Raw genomic sequence first — 20,757 nt, forward strand, 5'->3', positions numbered from 1 at the left:
TTATAATATAGAGGAAGACATCGACATGTCATCTGTGCCTAAAATAAAGGAGGCCAATCAAATGAAATTAATTGTTGCCGTTGTACAGGACCAAGATAGCAGCAAGTTGTTGAAAATATTGACTGAACATCATTTCGGCGTGACAAAATTAGCTTCAACTGGTGGGTTTTTAAAGTCTGGGAATACGACTTTTATTATTGGTTGTGATGATGTCCGAGTGGATAAAGCATTACAGCTTATAAAAGAAAATTGCCGTAAACGTGATCAAATGATCGCGCCTGTATCCCCAATGGGTGGAAATGCAGATTCATACGTACCATACCCTGTTGAGGTTGAAGTTGGCGGAGCTACTGTTTTTATTCTGCCAGTTGAACAATTTCATCAATTTTAAGGATGGGTTGCTGTGAAAATTAATCAAGATATGCGACTGCGTCTAGAAAAGCGTGAACTTCAAGCATTGAAAGGAAACCAAACATCTGCTTCCTTTAAAGCTTCGATGGAGACGCAAAGCGGCAAACTGCGCTTAGAACAGCTGACGGTCATGCTCAGTGATATCGAAGTGTTCGGTAAAAAGCTAGCGAAGTCACGAAACCTAAAGGATTTGGCTAGGTTTAAAGGACTGGTGAAGCGCTTTGTGAAAGAGACAGTCGATAATGGATTAAATATAGAAACATCAAGGAGCTTTGACATTTATGGCAACACACGTACACTTGCTTTAGTCAAAGCCTTAGATGAGAAGCTGATTGAATTAACCGAGGAAATGATGGACCAAGAGAAACCATCTATTGATTTGCTTGAACGTATTGGAGAAATAAAAGGTTTATTGATTAACCTTTACACATAGAGAGTGATAACATGGCAATTAGCTGGGATGACATGAATGATTTGCAGCCGCGCGTCATGCGGCTGATTTTTAATAGTATTGAAAAAGACCGACTTGCGCATGCCTACTTATTTGAAGGGAAAAAAGGAACCGGTAAGCTGGATGCAGCGATGCTGTTGGCTAAGAGCTTTTTTTGTTTGGAATCAGGAGTGAAACCATGTGAATCCTGTCAAAACTGCAAAAGGATTGCATCAGGAAACCATCCCGATTTACATCTTGTGCAGCCCGATGGCCAATCAATTAAGAAGGCGCAAGTGCAGGCACTGCAGGAGGAATTTACAAAAGCGGGTGTAGAATCTCACCGGAAAATGTATATTATTCTTCATGCGGACAAAATGACGGTCAATGCCGCGAACAGTTTATTGAAGTTCCTAGAGGAGCCCAATCGGGAAACGATGGCGGTTTTAATCACTGAGCAATCGCATAAAATGCTGGATACGATTATTTCAAGATGTCAGATGCTCAGCTTTCAGCCGCTGCAGCCACAATCCTTGGAGCAGCAGCTTTTACAAGAAGGCGTATCTCAGCATCTCGCAAGGCTTTTGTCGAATTTAACCAATAATTTAGCAGAAGCACTCGAATTAAGTCGAAATGATCAGTTTGCAGAGTCTAGAGCGAAAGTGATAAAATTGTATGAAGTCTTACACCAGCGAAAAGAACATGCATTTTTTTATATACAGGATCAATGGATGCCTTTTTTCAAAGAGAAAGACCTTCAAGAAACAGGTCTGGATATGCTTTTATTTATATATCGTGATGTATTGTCGATTCAAATAGGAAATGAAGATAAAGTCATTTATCAAGACTTATTCCAGACAATGAAGCAGCATGCGCTGCATTCCACACAGCAGATGGTGACCAGCCAGATCCTTGCTGTATTAGAAGCGAAAAAGAGACTTCAATCCAACGTGAATGCCCAAGGGCTGATGGAGCAATTGGTGTTGATGTTGCAGGAGGGATAAGCTTGTACAACGTAATTGGTGTTCGCTTTAAAAAAGCGGGCAAAATCTATTATTTCGATCCTAATGGATTTCATATAGAAAATGATAGTTGTGTCATTGTAGAAACAGTCAGAGGGGTTGAGTACGGACAAGTGGTCATCGCCAACAAAAAAGTAGATGAACACGATGTGGTTCTCCCTCTGCGTAAAGTCATTCGTGTAGCAGACGAACGAGACCGGCTCATCGTTGAGGAAAACAAAGAAGCAGCGATGACAGCCTTTGATACATGTCTTCAGAAGGTAAGTGAACATGGGCTGGAAATGAAACTGGTCGATGTTGAGTTTACATTTGACCGCAACAAGGTCATCTTCTACTTCACAGCAGATGGCAGAGTTGATTTCCGTGAGCTAGTGAAGGATCTTGCATCAATCTTCAAAACGAGAATTGAACTTCGCCAGATTGGTGTAAGAGACGAGGCAAAAATGCTTGGAGGCATTGGTCCTTGCGGGCGAATGCTCTGCTGTTCGACATTCTTAGGAGATTTTGAACCAGTGTCGATTAAGATGGCAAAGGATCAAAATCTATCGTTAAATCCTACAAAAATTTCAGGACTATGCGGCCGTTTGATGTGCTGCTTGAAATATGAGAATGATGAGTATGAAACAGCGAAGGAACAATTACCGGATATCGGCGAAACGATTCAGACGTCTAATGGCTCTGCAAAGGTAGTAGGGCTCAATATTTTAGAACGAATTTTGCAAGTTGAATTAACCGGGCAAGAAAAAGTGATAGAATATACATGGGAAGAATTATTACAAGAAGGCGTTGTATCTGCACAAACAACTGAGTAACGAGGTGTGCCACCTTGGATAAAAAGGAACTATTTGATACGGTAATTAATTTAGAAGAACAAATCGGTTCTCTTTATCGCCAGTTAGGTGATTTGAAAAATCATATCGGTGAAGTGATTGAAGAAAATCATCAGCTGCAGATGGAGAATCAGCACTTGCGTGAACGTCTGGATCAGTCCGATCGAGACAAATCGTCTGAGGCAGAGAATGATTCTGCCCAGAAGGCAAGTCATTCTGATATAGGAGAAGGTCATGATAACCTGGCCCGATTATATCAGGAGGGCTTCCATATTTGTAATGTACATTATGGGAGCATTCGTAAAGAGGGAGACTGTTTGTTCTGTCTGTCATTTTTAAATAAAAAATGAGAAAAGGCTTCCGCTGAATCGGAAGCCTTTTTCACAGGAAAAGAAAGGATACATCATGGTTTCGTTAAGAGAAGATGAACGTTTAGATTACCTGCTCGCCGAAGATATGAAGATTATTCAAAGTAAAACTGTGTTTGCCTTTTCATTGGACGCAGTGTTATTAGCTAAATTTGCTTATGTGCCAATCCAAAAAGGGGAAATCATTGACCTTTGTACCGGAAATGGCATTGTGCCATTGCTGCTTTCGACTCGATCTAAGGCCTCGATTACGGGTGTTGAAATTCAAGAACGGCTGTTTGATATGGCCAAAAGAAGTGTGGAGTATAATCAACTTGCGCACCAGATCGAATTGATTCATGGTGACTTGAATGATATACCGGAACGCTACGGCAATCATAAAGTTGATGTGATTACATGTAACCCGCCATATTTTAAAACACCTTCTAAGGATGAAATCAATGAAAATGAATATTTGGCAATTGCCCGGCATGAAATTCATTGTACATTAGAAGATGTCATTCGTGTTTCTTCCACGCTGCTAAAGCAAGGGGGAAAACTGGCGATGGTTCATCGACCAGGACGGCTGCTTGAGATTGTGGAATTAATGAAGAAATACCGAATTGAGCCAAAACGTATTCAATTTGTTTATCCCAAACAAGGGAAAGAAGCCAATACCATCTTGGTAGAGGGCATAAAAGATGGAAAACCAGATCTGAAAATTCTCCCGCCTCTTTTTGTTTATGGAGAAGACCAGGAGTATACAGATGAAATCAGGACGATACTGTATGGAGAAGCATAATCATTACTTCTATGTATTAAAATGTGCAGATGGCAGCCTGTATGCGGGTTATACAAATGATTTACAAAAAAGATTGATGACCCACAATAGTGGAAAAGGAGCAAAGTATACAAGAGCGAGACGGCCGGTTGAGCTTTTTTATCATGAATGTTTTGCAACCAAAAGAGAAGCCATGCAGCAAGAATATCGTTTCAAAACGTGGACACGGAAAAAGAAAGACATGTATATAGAAGAAATGCGAATGGAAAAGGAGGCGGCACATGAAAAAGACACAGAAAAGCTTTGATGGTCAATCTGACATGGGCATTCTTTATCTCGTCCCAACCCCGATTGGAAATCTAGAAGATATGACGTTCCGAGCGATACAAACGTTAAAAGATGTAGACTATATTGCCGCAGAAGATACAAGGCAAACGAAAAAGCTTTGTCATGTATACGAAATTGATACACCCTTAACGAGTTATCATGAGCATAACAAAGACAGCAGCGGCCACAAGTTAATCGAATGGCTAAAAGAAGGGAAAAGTATCGCGCTCGTGAGTGATGCTGGTTTACCGACGATTTCAGATCCAGGGGCTGAAGTGGTACGAGATTTTACTAGCATCGGAGGCTATGTCATTCCGTTACCTGGCGCAAATGCTGCACTAACGGCACTCATTGCATCAGGAATCGCGCCTCAGCCATTTTTCTTTTATGGTTTTCTCGACCGTCAAAAAAAAGAAAAGAAAAAGCAGCTTGAAGCCTTGAAGAAACGCCAAGAAACGATCATTTTCTATGAAGCACCTCATCGGTTAAAAGAAACGCTGACTTTGATGAAGGAAGTGTGGGGAAATCGGAACATCGCCATTACGAGAGAACTAACGAAAAAATTCGAAGAGTTTATTCGTGGGGATTTAGAATCCGTGCTGACATGGGCAGCGGAGAATCAAATTCGGGGTGAGTTCTGTCTTGTAGTGCAAGGAAATGATCAAGCTGAAGAAGAGATGAATGAAGAAGCATGGTGGACGTCCTTATCTGAAAAAGAACATGTGATCCATTACATAGAAGAAGGATTAACGTCGAAGGAAGCCATTAAACGTACAGCTGTCGAGCGTGGTGTACCAAAGCGCACGATATACGATGCCTATCATATTGAACAATAAAGAAAGGTTCTTGCAAACGGTGCAAGAACCTTTTTTATATGAAACTTATTTTTGTGATTGAAGTTGGTTTTGGATTTCGTTAATGATTTGCTCTGCACCTTCACGGCTAAGAACTAATTTACCATTAGCAAGTTTAAGGTTATCGTCTGATACTTCACCTGTTACTTGGCAAGTCATGTTTGGTTTATATTTTTTTAGGATAATTTTTTCATCATCAACATAAATTTCCAAAGCGTCTTTTTCAGCAATTCCTAGCGTACGGCGAAGTTCGATTGGAATCACCACGCGTCCTAATTCGTCAACTTTACGTACAATACCTGTAGATTTCATCTTCATTCTCCTCCCAAAAAGTTCTTATTACTAAAATAATATTATCTTCGTCATTATTCGACAAATTCCTTACATTCCTAGCATAACAAGGTTTCCATAAATCGTCAATCATTTTGTTTACTATTGTTTGTAAAATATGACTCTTAAAGTCAAAAGACCTTGAAACTACTGATGTATAAGGATTTTGTAGGCTTTTTCTATGAAAATATAAGAAATGACGAGTTCAGATTAACAAGACTTTTGCCCTAATTTAGCCAATTGTAAATCTGGAAATAGATTTAATACGACAATATTCGACAAAATGTCGACGGGTTTGTCGTTTTTTTCGAAAAACTCATCTTTTTCGATCATTTCATCTTGTTCTATGTATATATGCTTGATCTTAAAGGCTAAGATGGTATCATAGAGAAAGCACAAGTGCAAAATTAAATGAATTGATCTGACACATTTTCATGTAATGATGATAACCGCTCTCGTCCATTGGGCGGGAGTTTTTGACATTTACACACACGCAGGAGGTTCCGACATGCCAGAAAAGAAAAAAACGTTTTATCTGACAACACCTATTTACTATCCGAGCGGAAAATTACATATTGGACATGCTTATACGACAGTAGCAGGAGATGCTATGGCTCGTTATAAACGTCTTCAAGGCTATGATGTGATGTATTTAACGGGTACAGATGAGCACGGACAAAAAATTCAGCAAAAAGCTGAAGAACAAAATATCACACCAATCGAGTATTTAGATCCAGTCGTTGAAGACATTAAATCATTATGGAAGAAACTCGACATTTCGAATGATGACTTCATCCGTACAACAGAAAAAAGACATACGAAAATCATCGAGCAGGTCTTCCAAAAACTTCTTGATCAAGGCGATATTTATTTAGATCAATATGAGGGCTGGTACAGTATTCCTGATGAGACATTCTATACGGAAACACAGCTTGTTGATGTTGAGCGTAATGAGAAAGGGGAAGTCATTGGCGGGAAAAGTCCTGACAGCGGACACCCTGTTGAATTAATTAAAGAGGAATCATATTTCTTCCGTATGAGTAAGTATGCGGATCGTTTGCTCGATTATTACGAAAAGAATCCATCGTTTATTCAGCCTGAATCAAGAAAGAATGAAATGATTAATAACTTCATTAAACCAGGTTTAGAGGATTTAGCCGTATCAAGAACAACCTTTGATTGGGGAATTAAAGTTCCTAACAATCCAAAACACGTCATTTATGTATGGATTGATGCGTTATTCAACTATTTAACTGCGATTGGCTATGGAACAGATCAAGATGAGAAATATAAAAAATATTGGCCTGCCAACGTACATCTCGTAGGAAAAGAAATTGTACGCTTCCATACGATTTATTGGCCGATTATGTTGATGGCATTAGATCTGCCTCTACCGAAGCAAATTTTCGCACACGGCTGGCTGCTCATGAAAGATGGCAAAATGTCTAAATCAAAAGGGAATGTGGTAGATCCGGTCACATTAATTGATCGCTATGGCCTCGATGCCCTCCGTTATTATCTGCTTCGCGAAGTACCATTTGGTGCGGATGGTGTGTTTACACCAGAAGGATTCGTGGAACGTGTAAACTATGACCTTGCCAATGATTTAGGTAACTTGCTTAATCGTACAGTTGCGATGGTCCAAAAATATTTTGACGGCACTTTAAGCAGCTATAAGGGCCCTGTTAATGAGTTTGATGAAGAGCTGAAAGCAGTCGCTGAGCAAACCGTCAAAGCCTATGAAGAGGCGATGGAAAACCTTGAATTCTCTGTGGCTCTTTCAAATGTTTGGACATTAATCAGCAGAACCAATAAATATATTGATCAAACAGCTCCATGGGTGCTGGCAAAGGATGAAACAAAACGAAAAGAATTGCATTCTGTTATGTATCATTTAGCAGAATCACTTCGAATCACAGCAGTCCTCTTAACGCCATTCCTAACGAAAACACCTGAGAAAATCTTCTTCCAGCTTGGAATTGAAGAAGAGAAGCTCAAAAGCTGGGATAGTATCCTATCATTTGGTGCAATTCAACATGCGACGGTACAAAAAGGCGAGCCTTTGTTCCCGCGTTTAGAGGTTGAAGAAGAAGTAGCCTACATTAAAGAAAAAATGCAGGGAAGTGCACCTAAGGTAGAAGAAGAGAAAGTGGAAATCGAAGAAACGGAATTACCTGAGCTGGGAGCAGAAATTGCATTTGATGATTTCTCAAAAGTCGATCTTCGAGTTGCACAGGTATTGGAAGTAGCCCCAGTGAAGAAAGCGGATCGTCTCTTAAAGCTTCAGCTTGATTTTGGATTTGAAAAAAGACAAATAGTCTCAGGGATTGCCAAGCACTATCAACCAGAGGAATTAGTAGGGAAAAAGCTCGTTTGCGTAGCGAATCTTACACCAGTTAAACTCAGAGGGGAAATTTCCCAGGGAATGATTTTAACTGGGGAAACAGGCGGGAAATTGCAGGTTCTTGAAGTAGATCAATCTCTAGCAAATGGAACAAAAATTTTATAAATCAACAAAGGTGTTCCACGTGTAACATTTCGTCGAACACCTTTTGTTTTTTAGAAGAATTGTCGAAAGGAGCAATCAACAATGTTATTTGATACACATGCCCACTTAAATGCAGAACAATACAATGAAGACTTAGAGCAGGTGATCGAAAGAGCGAAAAGTGAAAAAGTTGAAAAAATCGTGGTGGTGGGGTTTGACCGTCCGACAATTACGAGAGCGATGGAATTAATTGAAGAGTATGATTTCATATATGCAGCTATTGGCTGGCATCCAGTCGATGCTATTGATATGACAGATGAGGATTTGGCTTGGATTAAAGATTTATCTCAACACGAAAAAGTGGTTGCGATTGGAGAAATGGGTCTGGATTACTATTGGGACAAGTCACCAAAAGATGTACAAAAGGAAGTCTTTAGACGCCAAATTGCTCTTGCGAAGGAAGTGAATCTTCCAATCGTTATTCATAACCGTGACGCAACGGAAGATGTCGTGACGATTTTAAAGGAAGAGGGAGCAGCTGAGGTTGGAGGTATTATGCACTGCTTTACGGGCAGCTTAGAAACTGCAAAAGCGTGTATGGATATGAATTTTTACATCTCATTCGGTGGACCCGTGACATTTAAAAATGCCAAGAAGCCAAAAGAAGTTGTAAAAGAGATACCAAGTGACCGGCTTTTGATTGAAACAGACTGCCCATACTTAACGCCAGTGCCATTTAGGGGGAAACGTAACGAGCCAAGTTATGTCAAATATATCGCAGAACAGATTGCGGAGCTGAGAGAAATCAGCTTTGAAGAGCTTGCCGAATTGACAACAAAAAATGCAAAAAAAGTTTTCCGTATAAACTGACAGTATATGATGTCAATCCTTGTTTAAGCTTGTCCAATTGTGAAACATAACGAAAAAGTTCTACACGTTTGCGCCTCCTCATAGGATAAGTTGTCGATAAGTCTTTCTTCCCTTCTTTCCATAAATCTCCCATAATAGGTTTACAATCGAGCATTTTTGTACAGTGGGTGGAAGGGTTGACAGGTTTTGAGATACTCTATATAATCTCTCCGAGGAGAAGGAGGCGTTTTTCATCGTACAAAAAATGAAAAATCTGTTTTCTGTTAAGCTAGGAAAAGGCAAGGTTTTATTACTAGTTGTTTGCTTGCTTTTAGCTGGAACTGGAACGGCTTACGGTGCGCATGAGCTCACTAAGCAGTCTATTACCATTTCAATCAATGGTAAAGAGAAGACAATTCGTACACATGAAGAGACAGTAGCACAGCTGCTTTCAGACCTTGGCATAAGGACCAAGGCGGGGGATCATATCTCTCCAAGTCTAAATACAAAAATTCAAGATAACATGAACATTGTGTATGATGCGGCTATACCGGTTCATCTGACCCTAGATGGGAAAGAGAAAACGATATGGACAACAGATCAGACGGTTGGAGCATTATTGAAGAATGAGAAGATAGATATCGGGAAGCACGATCAAGTCACTCCAGGAAAGAATGACAAGTTAACAAAGGATATGAAGCTTGTGGTTCAGCAGGCCTTCCAGGTCAGCTTAAATGATGGAGGAAAAGATAAAAAAGTGTGGACCACTTCGACTACGGTCGCTGACTTTTTAAAGCAACAAGAGCTGAAGCTCAAGAAGCACGATAAGATCAAGCCTGCGTTACATAGTAACCTTTCTAAAAAGAGCGCAGATATAAAGATCACTCGGGTGGAAAAAGTCACCGATGTAGTGGAAGAGAAAATTGCTTTTGATACCAAACATAAAAAGGACCATTCTCTTGAAAAAGGGAAAGAGAAGGTACTTAAAAAAGGTGAAGAAGGTAAATTGAAGAAGCACTATGCCATTGTGAAAGAAAACGGCAAAGTGGTGTCTAAAGAATTGATTAAAGAAGTGACCGAAAAAGATAGTAAGGACCGATTAGTGGCTATTGGTACACAAGTGACCAAAAAGGAGCCTACAGCGTCCCCTGTGGTTTCACGAAGCAATGAGTCTTCAGGAAAAGAATTTTATGTGGCGTCAACAGCCTATACAGCGAGCTGTGCTGGATGTACGGGCAGAACGTCTACAGGTTTTGATTTAAAAGCGAATCCGGGTGCAAAGGTCATAGCAGTTGATCCGAGTGTCATTCCGCTGGGCTCAAAAGTGTATGTGGAAGGCTATGGTTATGCCGTTGCATCAGACACTGGATCTGCTATAAAAGGGAATAAAATTGATGTGTTCGTCCCAAGTAAGTCGGCAGCTTATCAATGGGGAAATAAACGAGTGAAAATTAGAGTGCTCAAATAAACACATCAAATCATTTATATGAACAGAGGGCTTTGCGCACCCTCTGTTTTTTTGGTTATAATAGAAGCACTGTTTTCTAATTAATTAGACGCAAAAACAGCATGAAAGGTTTCGTTTTTTTAACCAAAAAATGTAGATTGTTTTTGCAAGCGGAGGAATACATGAAAATCAAAGAAATCATTGTGGTGGAGGGTCGTGATGACACTGCCAGAGTGAAGATGGCGGTTGATGCAGATACAATCGAAACAAACGGATCTGCCATTGGCGATACAGTCATACAACAAGTGCGTCTTGCTCAGGAGACGAGAGGGGTCATTATTTTAACAGATCCTGATTTTCCTGGTGAGAAGATCCGTAAAACCATCGCAGAGGCGGTTCCTGGCTGTAAGCACGCTTTTTTGCCAAAGCATCTTGCGAAGGCGAAGCGGGATAAAGGAATTGGGGTCGAGCATGCTTCCTTGGACAGTATTCGGGAATGTCTTGCCCATGTCCATGAAGAAATGGAAGAATCGGAAAGTGACATTACATTAGATGACTTATTTGACGCAGGCCTTATCGGAGGCGAAGCATCGAAACGCCGCCGCGAACGACTAGGAGTGCTTTTAAATATAGGATATACCAATGCGAAGCAGCTGCAAAAGCGCCTTCACATGTTCCAAATAACCAAACATGATTTTATTGCGGCCTTAAAGACCGTCATGCAGGAGGAAGCCGATGAATAAAGATATTGCGACACCCGTCAGAACGAAGGAAATACTGAAGAAGTACGGTTTCTCTTTTAAAAAGAGCTTAGGGCAGAACTTCTTAATTGATACAAATATTTTAGATCGTATTGTCGATCACGCAGAGGTTACAGATGAGACCGGCGTCATTGAAATTGGGCCTGGTATCGGCGCATTGACAGAGCAGCTCGCTAAACGTGCAAAGAAAGTCACCGCTTTTGAAATCGATCAGCGTTTATTGCCTATTTTAAACGATACGCTTTCTCCATATGATAATGTCACGATCATTCATCAAGATGTATTAAAGGCGGATGTGAGAAAGGTCATCGAAGAAAATTTTGCTGACTGTAAAGAAGTGATGGTCGTAGCCAACCTTCCGTATTACGTGACAACACCGATTATTATGAAATTGCTTGAAGAAAACCTTCCATTGAAAGGGATCGTGGTCATGCTGCAAAAAGAAGTAGCAGATCGTATGGCAGCTATCCCTTCATCAAAGGAATACAATTCATTGTCTATCGCAGTTCAATTTTATACGGAAGCAAAAACGGTGATGGTTGTGCCTAAAACGGTTTTTGTTCCTCAGCCAAATGTTGATTCGGCTGTGATTAAGCTGACTGTTCGTGAAACGCCTGCTGTCTCAGTAGAAAATGATGCGTTTTTCTTTCAATTGATCCGAGCGAGCTTTGGCCAGCGCCGGAAAACATTGATGAATAATTTGATGAATAATTTTCCTGATGGAAAAAAACATAAAGCGATCATCGAGGAAGCTCTTCAAACAGCAGATATTGATGGAAAGCGCCGCGGAGAATCATTATCCATTGAGGAATTTGCCAGATTGTCGAATGTTTTACAAAAAGCCCTATCGTGAGGGCTTTTTTCTTTTGTTCTTCACCACTTCAACTGTTCAGGCATAGGCTAGAAAGAACAGCACATATGAAAGATGAATATGTTTAGGGCAAGACGATACCAACAGGATATGAGCCTGATTGTGGAGTGAAAAGCATGCAATTTCAAATAGGAGATATGGTGACGAGGGCATCCTATCAAATGGATATTATGTTTCGAATCATTCGAATTGATGAGACAGATCAGCACGAAGCCACTGCCATATTGCATGGGAATGAAGTGAGGCTGATTGCTGATGCTAAGATGTCGGATCTCGTCTTGATTCAAAAAGAGGAGCAGCTGACAAGGGAGAAGGACGACGAACGGAAGATTAATGAATCGCTCGACTTACTAAGACAGGATTATCAGCTGCTGCGTGAAAAACAAGAGTATTATACTTCTGGACAATATCAGCATCAGGAGCAGTATTTTCACATGCCTGGAAAGGTCCTTCATTTAGATGGAGATGCTTCATACTTAAAGAAATGCTTAGATGTATATGAACGAATTGGTGTGCCTGTGTACGGAGTGCATTGTCATGAGAAGAAAATGCCAAGCGTGATTGACTCGTTACTTGATCAATATCGGCCTGATATTTTGGTCATTACAGGGCATGACGCGTATTCCAAGCAAAAGGGCGGCGTAAATGATATCGGTGCTTATCGCCATTCTCGTCATTTCGTTGAGACGGTTCAAAAAGCAAGAAAGAAAACTCCTCATTTAGATCAGCTTGTGATCTTTGCGGGTGCCTGTCAATCTCATTTCGAATCATTGATCCAAGCAGGTGCCAATTTTGCAAGCTCACCTTCACGTGTGAACATCCATGCGCTCGACCCCGTCTATATCGTTGCGAAGATCAGCTTCACTCCATTTGTAGATCGAATCAATGTGTGGGATGTACTTCGTAATACATTAACAAGAGAAAAAGGTCTCGGAGGCATCGAGACGAAGGGTGTTTTAAGGGTAGGTATGCCATATAAAAAAGACCATGAATCGACATAACCCGACTGATTTCAGTCTGGTTTTTTTTATGTGTAAAAAGAAATTTCAAATGGATACATAATTCACCGGAATTTGAGAAAAATAGGGAGGAGAAAAGGTAGAAGTTTGTCAAAATTATTTTGTTGACAATGGCTCGTGTTGGTTGATATAATTTAATTTTTATTTGACAAAAATGGGCCGTTGTTGTATAATTATCTCAGTGAGGTGGATGCAATGGCGAAGACTTTGTCCGACATCAAAAGATCGCTTGATGGTAACTTAGGTAAACGTTTGACGTTAAAGGCTAACGGAGGCCGCCGTAAAACAATTGAGCGTTCGGGCATTTTAGCTGAAACGTACCCTTCTGTATTTGTGATTCAATTAGATCAAGATGAGAATTCGTTTGAAAGAGTTTCTTACAGTTATGCAGATATACTGACTGAGACGGTCGAATTAACGTTCGATGATGCCGCTAGCTCAGTCGCCTATTAATGGGCAGTGAACTTTTTGTTTACTGCTTTTTGTTTTGCCTTTTTTTCTGAATGGGAGTCTGTCCATTTTTTGAAAGGGGTAAAAGAAAGGATTCGATACAAAATAAGAAAGCCACAAAAGCAGTGGCACTGATTCGAATTCTCGACTAAAGGGGCTGTTTCGTTTGGGTAGACGCCGAGGCATTATGTCAGATGAGTTCAAATACGAGCTGGCGAAGGATCTTGGATTTTATGATACCGTCAAAAATGGAGGCTGGGGAGAAATTCGTGCACGTGACGCAGGTAATATGGTTAAACGTGCCATCGAATTAGCTCAGCAGCACATGGCTCAGGATGAGAATCAACGATAGAAAAATGGTCAGGGATACCTCGGGTGTCTCTGGCTTTTTTTGTTGAAAAAGTCAGTGTGCTGGGCGTAAAAGCCAATATTCATCAGATCCATCAAATGTGATACAATATTGATACTTATGTTTAGATGGAGAAGTAGGTGAAATGTTTGCGTATTTTAGAAAAAGCACCGGCAAAAATTAATCTCTCACTTGATGTTCATGGAAAAAGACCGGATGGATATCACGAAGTGGAGATGGTGATGACAACAATAGACCTTGCAGATCGACTTGAGCTGACGGAGCTGGACAAAGATGAAATCCGTGTATCATCTCATAATCGATTTGTGCCAGATGATCAGCGTAACTTGGCTTATCAGGCGGCTAAATTACTCAAAACAAGGTTCGGTATTCAAAAAGGAGTATCGATTGTCATCACAAAAGCAATTCCTGTGGCAGCAGGTTTAGCTGGAGGCAGCAGTGATGCTGCAGCAGCGCTTCGCGGTTTAAACCGTTTGTGGAAGTTAAATCTCACGTTAGATGAACTAGCTGAGCTTGGAGCGGAGATCGGCTCAGATGTGTCTTTTTGTGTACACGGAGGCACAGCACTAGCGACAGGACGTGGAGAAAAACTGAAGCATATCGCGACACCGCCGCATTGCTGGGTGATTTTAGCGAAGCCGGTGATTGGGGTATCTACAGCTGAAGTTTATAGACAATATGACGCAAGCAAAGTAGAACACCCAAATGTACAGCGTATGATTGAAGCCATTGAAGCGAAAGATTATAAAGAGATGTGCGGCTCACTCGGTAACGTTCTGGAGTCTGTGACATTAAAGATGTATCCGGAAGTAGATATGATCAAAAGACAGATGAAGCGTTTCGGTGCTGATGCTGTATTAATGAGTGGAAGCGGCCCAACTGTATTTGGCCTGATTCAATATGAATCGAAGGTACAAAGAATATATAACGGACTGAGAGGATTTTGTGATCAAGTATACGCTGTCCGCATGATCGGCGAACAAAATGCCCTTGATTAAATCCGTATATTAAGTTATATTATTCATAAATTATTCGGGTTCTGGGGGTAAGTTCATGAAGTTTCGTCGAAGCGGCAGATTGGTGGACTTAACAAATTATTTGTTAGCCCACCCGCACGTACTAGTACCTTTAACTTTTTTTGCAGAACGTTATCAATCTGCAAAGTCCTCCATTAGTGAAGACTTAACGATTATCAAACAGACCTTCGAACAGCAGGGAATCGGCACATTGCTTACTGTACCTGGCGCTGCTGGCGGAGTGAAATATATTCCAAAAATTCACCTAAAAGAAGCAGATGACGTAGTAAACGATATCGGAGAGGCATTATCAACTCCTGAACGTGTACTTCCTGGCGGTTATTTATATTTAACCGATGTTTTAGGCAATCCATCGATTCTTGCGAAAATCGGTAAGCTGTTTGCGACCATCTTTGCGGACCGTGCGATTGATGTCGTCATGACCGTTGCGACAAAGGGTATTCCAATTGCCTATTCTGTTGCGGGTTATTTAAATGTGCCTGTTGTGATCGTTAGAAAAGATAATAAGGTAACCGAAGGATCAACTGTCAGTATTAATTATGCGTCAGGTTCTTCTAACCGAATTCAAACCATGTCCCTTGCAAAGCGCAGCTTAGATAAAGGCTCCAATGTGTTGATCATTGATGATTTTATGAAAGCGGGCGGAACCATTAACGGCATGATGAATTTGCTTGAGGAATTTAATGCAAATGTTGCAGGGATCGGTGTTCTTTTAGAAGATGAAGGCGTAGATGAACGTCTTGTCGATGAATATGTCTCGTTGTTAAAGCTTTCAACTATTGATATGAAACAAAAAATCATTGAGATCAATGAAGGCAACTTCCACGAGTTTTTTCATTCGAAAGCGTAAGCTTTGATCAAACATGTATTTGAATGGGAGAGATTGATATGACAAAAGTTGTTCAAACCAAACATGCACCAGCAGCCATTGGACCTTACTCTCAAGGAATTATTGTCAATAACATGTTTTATAGCTCAGGGCAGATTCCATTAACCCCAGCTGGAGATTTTGTTAATGGAGATATTAAAGAACAAACACATCAAGTATTCCGTAATCTTGAGGCTGTTCTTGAAGCAGCAGGTGCTTCCTTTGAAACAGTCGTGAAAGCTACTGTTTTCATCAAAGATATGGAACAATTCGCTGAAGTGAATGAAGTGTACGGTGAGTATTTCCATACACATAAGCCAGCTCGTTCATGCGTGGAAGTGGCAAGACTTCCAAAAGATGCGCTTGTAGAAATAGAAGTAGTTGCACTAGTAAAATAAACAGGCACTCTCGATGAAAGCCGTTTGGTTTCATCATATGCAGTGAAAGACATCATCATGATGTCTTTTTTCATGCTGAGGATGTAAGCGCCGTCACGAATATGACAAATAATGTATAAATATCCCGATATTTCAAAAAAAGTTTAAAAAAAGAGCAGGAGAATCACCACGATCGTTGAATACCTAAGTAATGCTTTTATATTGGGAAAAGGTGGTGAACTACTGTGGAAGTTACTGACGTAAGATTACGCCGCGTGAATACCGATGGTCGCATGAGGGCGATTGCATCCATCACGCTGGACCACGAATTTGTTGTTCATGATATTCGTGTGATTGATGGAAACAATGGGTTGTTTGTTGCAATGCCTAGCAAACGCACGCCTGATGGAGAGTTTCGCGATATTGCACATCCAATTAATTCAAGCACTCGGGGTAAAATCCAAGATGCTGTATTAAATGAATATCATCGCTTAGGCGAAGAGGAAGAAACAATTGAATATGAAGAAGCTGGAGCTTCTTAATCATACCTAAACCTAAAAAGACGGCTTTAAGAGAAAATGAATGTTTTCTTTTAAATGCTGTCTTTTTTGCGTTCTTTCTCTTGTTTCTTAAGTCTTTCATTTGTTAGAAAATTATTGTACTTCCTTATGTATCCTTGAAATCAGTCTTTATTTAGGATATATTTTTCTATGGATAATAGGGATATTGGAGGCCAATCAATGGATAAGCGGTTCGCAGTGATTTTAGCAGCGGGAAAAGGAACGAGAATGAAGTCGAAGCTATATAAAGTACTTCATCCAGTTTGCGGAAAGCCAATGGTCGAGCATGTGGCAGATGAAGCGTTAAAGCTTTCTTTAGCCAAGCTAGTGACGATTGTCGGTCATGGAGCAGAGGACGTCAAAGAGCAGCTTGGAGACAGAAGTGAGTATGCACTTCAAGAAGAACAGCTGGGAACAGCCCATGCCGTCAAACAAGCAAAGTCGTTCCTCGCGCAGGAAAAGGGAACAACCATTGTCATTTGTGGTGATACGCCATTATTGACAGCGGAAACAATGGAAGCCATGTTAAGCGAGCATCAAAAACATCAAGCGAAAGTCACTATTTTAACAGCACATGCGGATGATCCGACAGGCTATGGCCGTATTATTCGTGACGAAACAGGAGCTGTCGTAAAAATTGTGGAGCATAAAGATGCGAACGATGCAGAGCGTCAAGTGAATGAAATTAATACAGGGACTTATTGCTTTTCAAATGAAGATCTCTTCCGTGTGATTGAGCAAGTGTCGAATGAAAATGCACAGGGTGAATACTACTTGCCAGACGTCATTGAAATTTTAAAAAATGAAGGGCAAACAGTTGCAGCTTATCAAACACCGCATTTTGAAGAAACACTTGGAGTTAATGACCGTATCGCTCTATCACAAGCAGAGCAATTCATGAAGCGACGTATTAATCATCAGCATATGAAGAATGGTGTGACCTTGATTGATCCTGAGAACACGTATATTTCGCCAGATGCTGTCATCGGTGAAGATACAGTTATTTATCCTGGGACGGTCATCAAAGGGAATGTAAAAATCGGTGCAGACGCCACTATCGGGCCAAACACTGAAATTGTTGACAGCATCATCGGAGATCGAACAGTCATTAAGCAATCTGTCGTCTGCGATAGTGAGGTTGGAGTTGATGTGACAATTGGACCGTTTGCTCATATTCGCCCGTTGTCGAAAATTGGCGATGAAGTGAAAATCGGGAATTTTGTCGAAATCAAGAAAACAGTTTTCGGAGACCGCAGCAAAGCATCTCATTTAAGCTACATTGGAGACGCAGAGGTCGGAACTGATGTAAATCTTGGCTGTGGTTCCATTACAGTCAACTATGATGGGAAAAACAAATTCTTAACGAAGATTGAAGACGGCGCCTTTATTGGCTGTAATTCAAATCTCGTTGCACCAGTCACTGTCGGAAAAGGGGCATATGTTGCAGCCGGTTCAACAGTTACAGAAGATGTACCGCAGGATGCATTGTCTATTGCTAGAGCAAGACAAGTCAATAAAGAAGATTATGTGAAAAATATTCATAAAAAATAATCCAAATACCCGGAGGTTTACCATGTCTAATCGTTATGCTGATGCGAATTTAAAGATATTCTCTTTGAATTCAAACCCTGAACTTGCCAAAGAAATTGCCGATCGTATCGGAGTTGATGTAGGAAAGAGCTCTGTTAAACGCTTTAGTGACGGTGAAGTCCAAATCAATATTGAAGAAAGTATCCGTGGCTGTGATTGTTATGTCATTCAATCAACAAGTGCGCCAGTCAATGAGCATATTATGGAACTGCTCATTATGGTAGATGCGCTCAAACGCGCTTCTGCGAAAACTGTCAATATTGTGATCCCTTATTACGGATATGCACGTCAAGACCGTAAGGCAAAACCTCGTGAGCCAATCACTGCGAAGCTTTTTGCAAACTTGCTTGAAACAGCAGGTGCTACACGTGTTATTGCACTTGATCTTCATGCGCCGCAAATTCAAGGTTTCTTTGATATTCCAATCGATAACTTAATGGCTGTGCCAATCTTAACAAACTATTTCGAACAGAAGAACTTGAACGATATCGTTGTTGTGTCTCCTGACCACGGTGGTGTGACACGTGCGCGTAAAATGGCAGACCGCCTGAAAGCGCCAATCGCAATTATCGACAAACGCCGTCCAAAGCCAAACGTTGCTGAAGTCATGAACATTATTGGTAACATTGAAGGCAAAACGGCTATTCTGATCGATGATATCATTGATACAGCTGGTACCATTACACTTGCAGCAAATGCACTTGTGGAAAATGGAGCGGCTGAAGTCTATGCTTGCTGTACGCACCCAGTATTGTCTGGACCAGCAGTAGAACGCATCACAAACTCTAAAATCAAAGAATTGGTTGTGACAAACAGTATTCAATTAACTGATGACAAGAAAGTTGGAAAATTCATTCCGCTTTCAGTTGGGCCTTTGCTTGCAGAAGCCATCATCCGTGTACATGAAGAAGAATCTGTGAGCTACCTTTTCAGCTAATTTTATTATTGAAAAAGGCCCTAGGCATCAGCTTAGGGTCTTTTTGCTTTCATCAATCACAGGCAAACATGTTTAAAATGATTTGGTTATGGGTAATTATGAGAGTAGTGACAAAAAAGAAATAGGATGGTGCTGAATATGGCAACTTTAAAAGCAAATAAAAGAACTGATTTCAAACGTTCCACACTGCAAAAAATCCGTCATTCAGGACACGTTCCTGGTGTCATATACGGAAAAAATACAGACAGCCTGGCTGTTTCATTAGACAGCATCGATTTATTAAAAACCTTACGTGATGAAGGGAAGAATACAATCATTACCTTAGACGTGGGTGGTGAAACAAAATCTGTGATGGTGACAGAGTTACAAACAGACCCGCTGAAAAACGAACTTGTCCATGCTGATTTCCAAGTCGTTGACTTACAGCGTGAAATTGACGCGGATGTACCAGTGCAGCTGATTGGCGAGTCTAAAGGGGTAAAAGATGGCGGTGTGATTCAGCAACCACTATTTGAACTATCTGTTACAGCGAAACCAAAAGATATCCCGCAGAATATTGAAGCTGATATTACAAACTTAGAAGTCAATGATGTCTTAACAGTTGCTGATCTGCCTGTTCAGTCATCTTATCAAATCAATAACGATCCAGAAGAAGTCGTTGCATCCATTCTGCCGCCTCAGCAATCAGAGGTTCCTGAGCCAGATAGCGAAGAGGAGCCGCAAGAGCCTGAGGCTATTAAAGAAAAGGATGACGATGGAGAATAACTGGTCATTTAGAGACGTAACCCTCCCGCGGTTGCGTCTTTTGTGCTAGAATGAAAAGAATTCATACGTTTTACATGAGGCAATCTGATTGGCTCATTTTTTAGGCGTGTGCTGTGTGACAAAGGAGGTTATTGGTTTCATGATTGCATTCGTTGGATTAGGTAATCCAGGAAAAGAATATGAAAAAACAAGACATAATGTCGGGTTTATGACAATAGATGAACTATCGAAAAAATGGGACATTCCTTTAAATCAATCAAAATTCCATGGACAATTTGGAACTGGGTTTGTTTCGGGGCAAAAGGTTCTACTTGTAAAGCCGCTTACATATATGAACTTATCAGGAGAATGTGTGCGTCCGCTGATGGACTATTACGATATTCCCCTTGAACATTTGAAAGTGATCTATGATGATCTTGATTTGCCAACTGGCCGAATTCGCTTACGTACAAAAGGAAGTGCAGGCGGGCATAATGGAATCAAATCATTGATTCAACATTTAGGTTCACCAGAATTTGACCGATTCCGTATCGGCATTGGACGTCCTCAAAACGGTATGAAGGTCGTTGATTACGTACTAGGACGTTTCTCAGAAGAGGAACAGCCTGACATCGCATCAGCCATTCAATCGTCTGTCGAGGCCTGTGAAGCGGCTTTAAAAAAGCCATTTTTAGAAGTGATGAATGATTTTAACAAGAAGGTATAAGAATGATAAGCAAAGCACATACTGATCATAAAATCTCAGCATGGGAGGATCACGTATGGCTTTGCATTATTACTGCCGCCACTGTGGTGTAAAGGTTGGCAGTCTAGATGAATCCGCTGTCCAAAGTGAAGCACTTGGATTTCATCACTTAACAAATGAGGAAAGAAACGATATGATTTCTTATAGGGAAAATGGTGATTTACATGTACAAACCATTTGTGAGGATTGCCAAGAGGCGCTCGAAAGAAATCCTGATTACCATCAGTATCATACTTTTATTCAATAAAAAAGCTTTGGTGTAGATATTAGACCAAAGCGTTTTTCTGTTTT

Annotated in this window: 26 protein-coding genes; 25 read left to right on the forward strand and 1 reads right to left on the reverse strand. The window is 40.7% G+C overall.

Features of this window, described 5'->3' with window-relative positions; genetic code table 11:
* Nucleotides 1–61 precede the first annotated feature (61 nt).
* From MHI46_RS00215 to rsmI, 8 genes are read left to right on the forward strand one after another with little or no spacing between them, the layout of a single operon-like run.
* Complete coding sequence (locus tag MHI46_RS00215; RefSeq protein WP_024425625.1) at nucleotides 62–391, forward strand: cyclic-di-AMP receptor; 330 nt, start codon at nucleotides 62–64, stop codon at nucleotides 389–391.
* A gap of 12 nt (nucleotides 392–403) precedes the next feature.
* A complete protein-coding gene (locus MHI46_RS00220) occupies nucleotides 404–844 on the forward strand; it encodes a YaaR family protein (RefSeq protein WP_039175878.1) in 441 nt (146 codons plus the stop codon).
* 11 nt (nucleotides 845–855) lie between these two features.
* Nucleotides 856–1,845, forward strand: coding sequence for a DNA polymerase III subunit delta' (gene holB / locus MHI46_RS00225; RefSeq protein ID WP_024427206.1), 990 nt, complete (start codon nucleotides 856–858; stop codon nucleotides 1,843–1,845).
* Nucleotides 1,846–1,847: 2 nt separating this feature from the next.
* Entirely contained in the window at nucleotides 1,848–2,675 is an 828-nt protein-coding gene (locus tag MHI46_RS00230; RefSeq protein ID WP_024425628.1) for a stage 0 sporulation family protein, read from the forward strand.
* A gap of 14 nt (nucleotides 2,676–2,689) precedes the next feature.
* Nucleotides 2,690–3,043, forward strand: a complete 354-nt coding sequence (gene yabA / locus MHI46_RS00235) for a DNA replication initiation control protein YabA (protein WP_039175883.1) — start codon at nucleotides 2,690–2,692, stop codon at nucleotides 3,041–3,043.
* A gap of 55 nt (nucleotides 3,044–3,098) precedes the next feature.
* Nucleotides 3,099–3,842 carry a tRNA1(Val) (adenine(37)-N6)-methyltransferase gene (locus MHI46_RS00240; protein WP_126681986.1) on the forward strand — a complete coding sequence of 248 codons (744 nt, stop codon included), beginning with the start codon at nucleotides 3,099–3,101 and terminating at the stop codon, nucleotides 3,840–3,842.
* A complete protein-coding gene (locus tag MHI46_RS00245; protein ID WP_039175889.1) occupies nucleotides 3,829–4,128 on the forward strand; it encodes a GIY-YIG nuclease family protein in 300 nt (99 codons plus the stop codon). Before MHI46_RS00240 ends, MHI46_RS00245 begins: the two co-directional genes overlap by 14 nt.
* A complete protein-coding gene (gene rsmI, locus MHI46_RS00250) occupies nucleotides 4,103–4,984 on the forward strand; it encodes a 16S rRNA (cytidine(1402)-2'-O)-methyltransferase (RefSeq protein WP_126681985.1) in 882 nt (293 codons plus the stop codon). The genes MHI46_RS00245 and rsmI overlap by 26 nt, the downstream gene beginning before the upstream one ends.
* A gap of 45 nt (nucleotides 4,985–5,029) precedes the next feature.
* Here the strand turns inward: rsmI and MHI46_RS00255 are convergent, their stop codons facing one another.
* Entirely contained in the window at nucleotides 5,030–5,320 is a 291-nt protein-coding gene (locus MHI46_RS00255) for an AbrB/MazE/SpoVT family DNA-binding domain-containing protein (protein WP_087975202.1), read from the reverse strand.
* A 520-nt stretch (nucleotides 5,321–5,840) separates the two neighbouring features.
* Between MHI46_RS00255 and metG the strand changes: the two genes are divergently transcribed.
* The 17 genes from metG to MHI46_RS00340 all read left to right on the forward strand — a co-directional run bounded on the left by metG (nucleotide 5,841) and on the right by MHI46_RS00340 (nucleotide 20,713).
* Nucleotides 5,841–7,841, forward strand: a complete 2,001-nt coding sequence (gene metG / locus MHI46_RS00260; protein WP_144468215.1) for a methionine--tRNA ligase — start codon at nucleotides 5,841–5,843, stop codon at nucleotides 7,839–7,841.
* Nucleotides 7,842–7,922: 81 nt separating this feature from the next.
* Complete coding sequence (locus MHI46_RS00265) at nucleotides 7,923–8,690, forward strand: TatD family hydrolase (protein ID WP_064498785.1); 768 nt, start codon at nucleotides 7,923–7,925, stop codon at nucleotides 8,688–8,690.
* Nucleotides 8,691–8,934: 244 nt separating this feature from the next.
* Nucleotides 8,935–10,137, forward strand: a complete 1,203-nt coding sequence (locus MHI46_RS00270) for a G5 and 3D domain-containing protein (RefSeq protein WP_064498784.1) — start codon at nucleotides 8,935–8,937, stop codon at nucleotides 10,135–10,137.
* 161 nt (nucleotides 10,138–10,298) lie between these two features.
* The gene (rnmV, locus tag MHI46_RS00275) at nucleotides 10,299–10,859 is read left to right on the forward strand and encodes a ribonuclease M5 (RefSeq protein ID WP_017359323.1); all 561 of its coding nucleotides are present in this window, start codon (nucleotides 10,299–10,301) and stop codon (nucleotides 10,857–10,859) included.
* Nucleotides 10,852–11,730 carry a 16S rRNA (adenine(1518)-N(6)/adenine(1519)-N(6))-dimethyltransferase RsmA gene (rsmA, locus tag MHI46_RS00280; RefSeq protein WP_047203888.1) on the forward strand — a complete coding sequence of 293 codons (879 nt, stop codon included), beginning with the start codon at nucleotides 10,852–10,854 and terminating at the stop codon, nucleotides 11,728–11,730. Before rnmV ends, rsmA begins: the two co-directional genes overlap by 8 nt.
* A gap of 134 nt (nucleotides 11,731–11,864) precedes the next feature.
* Nucleotides 11,865–12,749, forward strand: a complete 885-nt coding sequence (gene yabG, locus MHI46_RS00285; RefSeq protein ID WP_338593782.1) for a sporulation peptidase YabG — start codon at nucleotides 11,865–11,867, stop codon at nucleotides 12,747–12,749.
* A 213-nt stretch (nucleotides 12,750–12,962) separates the two neighbouring features.
* Complete coding sequence (locus MHI46_RS00290) at nucleotides 12,963–13,220, forward strand: Veg family protein (RefSeq protein ID WP_024425637.1); 258 nt, start codon at nucleotides 12,963–12,965, stop codon at nucleotides 13,218–13,220.
* A 163-nt stretch (nucleotides 13,221–13,383) separates the two neighbouring features.
* Nucleotides 13,384–13,569 (forward strand): small, acid-soluble spore protein, alpha/beta type, encoded by a 186-nt coding sequence (locus MHI46_RS00295; protein ID WP_012008653.1) that lies wholly within the window; start codon nucleotides 13,384–13,386, stop codon nucleotides 13,567–13,569.
* Nucleotides 13,570–13,715: 146 nt separating this feature from the next.
* Nucleotides 13,716–14,585: a 4-(cytidine 5'-diphospho)-2-C-methyl-D-erythritol kinase gene (ispE, locus tag MHI46_RS00300; protein ID WP_019743558.1), complete on the forward strand. Its 870-nt coding sequence runs from the start codon at nucleotides 13,716–13,718 to the stop codon at nucleotides 14,583–14,585.
* Nucleotides 14,586–14,640: 55 nt separating this feature from the next.
* A complete protein-coding gene (gene purR, locus MHI46_RS00305) occupies nucleotides 14,641–15,474 on the forward strand; it encodes a pur operon repressor (protein ID WP_024425638.1) in 834 nt (277 codons plus the stop codon).
* A 38-nt stretch (nucleotides 15,475–15,512) separates the two neighbouring features.
* On the forward strand, nucleotides 15,513–15,890 hold the full coding sequence (gene ridA / locus MHI46_RS00310) for a 2-iminobutanoate/2-iminopropanoate deaminase (protein WP_024425639.1): 378 nt from the start codon (nucleotides 15,513–15,515) through the stop codon (nucleotides 15,888–15,890).
* A 224-nt stretch (nucleotides 15,891–16,114) separates the two neighbouring features.
* The gene (gene spoVG / locus MHI46_RS00315) at nucleotides 16,115–16,411 is read left to right on the forward strand and encodes a septation regulator SpoVG (protein ID WP_008357439.1); all 297 of its coding nucleotides are present in this window, start codon (nucleotides 16,115–16,117) and stop codon (nucleotides 16,409–16,411) included.
* A gap of 198 nt (nucleotides 16,412–16,609) precedes the next feature.
* Nucleotides 16,610–17,980, forward strand: a complete 1,371-nt coding sequence (gene glmU / locus MHI46_RS00320; protein WP_024425640.1) for a bifunctional UDP-N-acetylglucosamine diphosphorylase/glucosamine-1-phosphate N-acetyltransferase GlmU — start codon at nucleotides 16,610–16,612, stop codon at nucleotides 17,978–17,980.
* 22 nt (nucleotides 17,981–18,002) lie between these two features.
* Nucleotides 18,003–18,956, forward strand: coding sequence for a ribose-phosphate diphosphokinase (locus tag MHI46_RS00325; protein WP_024425641.1), 954 nt, complete (start codon nucleotides 18,003–18,005; stop codon nucleotides 18,954–18,956).
* Nucleotides 18,957–19,094: 138 nt separating this feature from the next.
* The gene (locus MHI46_RS00330) at nucleotides 19,095–19,721 is read left to right on the forward strand and encodes a 50S ribosomal protein L25/general stress protein Ctc (RefSeq protein WP_342503043.1); all 627 of its coding nucleotides are present in this window, start codon (nucleotides 19,095–19,097) and stop codon (nucleotides 19,719–19,721) included.
* Between the two features lie 139 nt (nucleotides 19,722–19,860).
* Entirely contained in the window at nucleotides 19,861–20,427 is a 567-nt protein-coding gene (gene pth, locus MHI46_RS00335) for an aminoacyl-tRNA hydrolase (protein ID WP_024425643.1), read from the forward strand.
* A gap of 55 nt (nucleotides 20,428–20,482) precedes the next feature.
* Complete coding sequence (locus tag MHI46_RS00340; protein WP_003217967.1) at nucleotides 20,483–20,713, forward strand: anti-sigma-F factor Fin family protein; 231 nt, start codon at nucleotides 20,483–20,485, stop codon at nucleotides 20,711–20,713.
* Nucleotides 20,714–20,757 lie beyond the last annotated feature (44 nt).

It is taken from the genome of Bacillus sp. FSL K6-1000, from assembly GCF_038630785.1.
In the GTDB taxonomy this organism is placed as follows: domain Bacteria; phylum Bacillota; class Bacilli; order Bacillales; family Bacillaceae; genus Bacillus; species Bacillus safensis.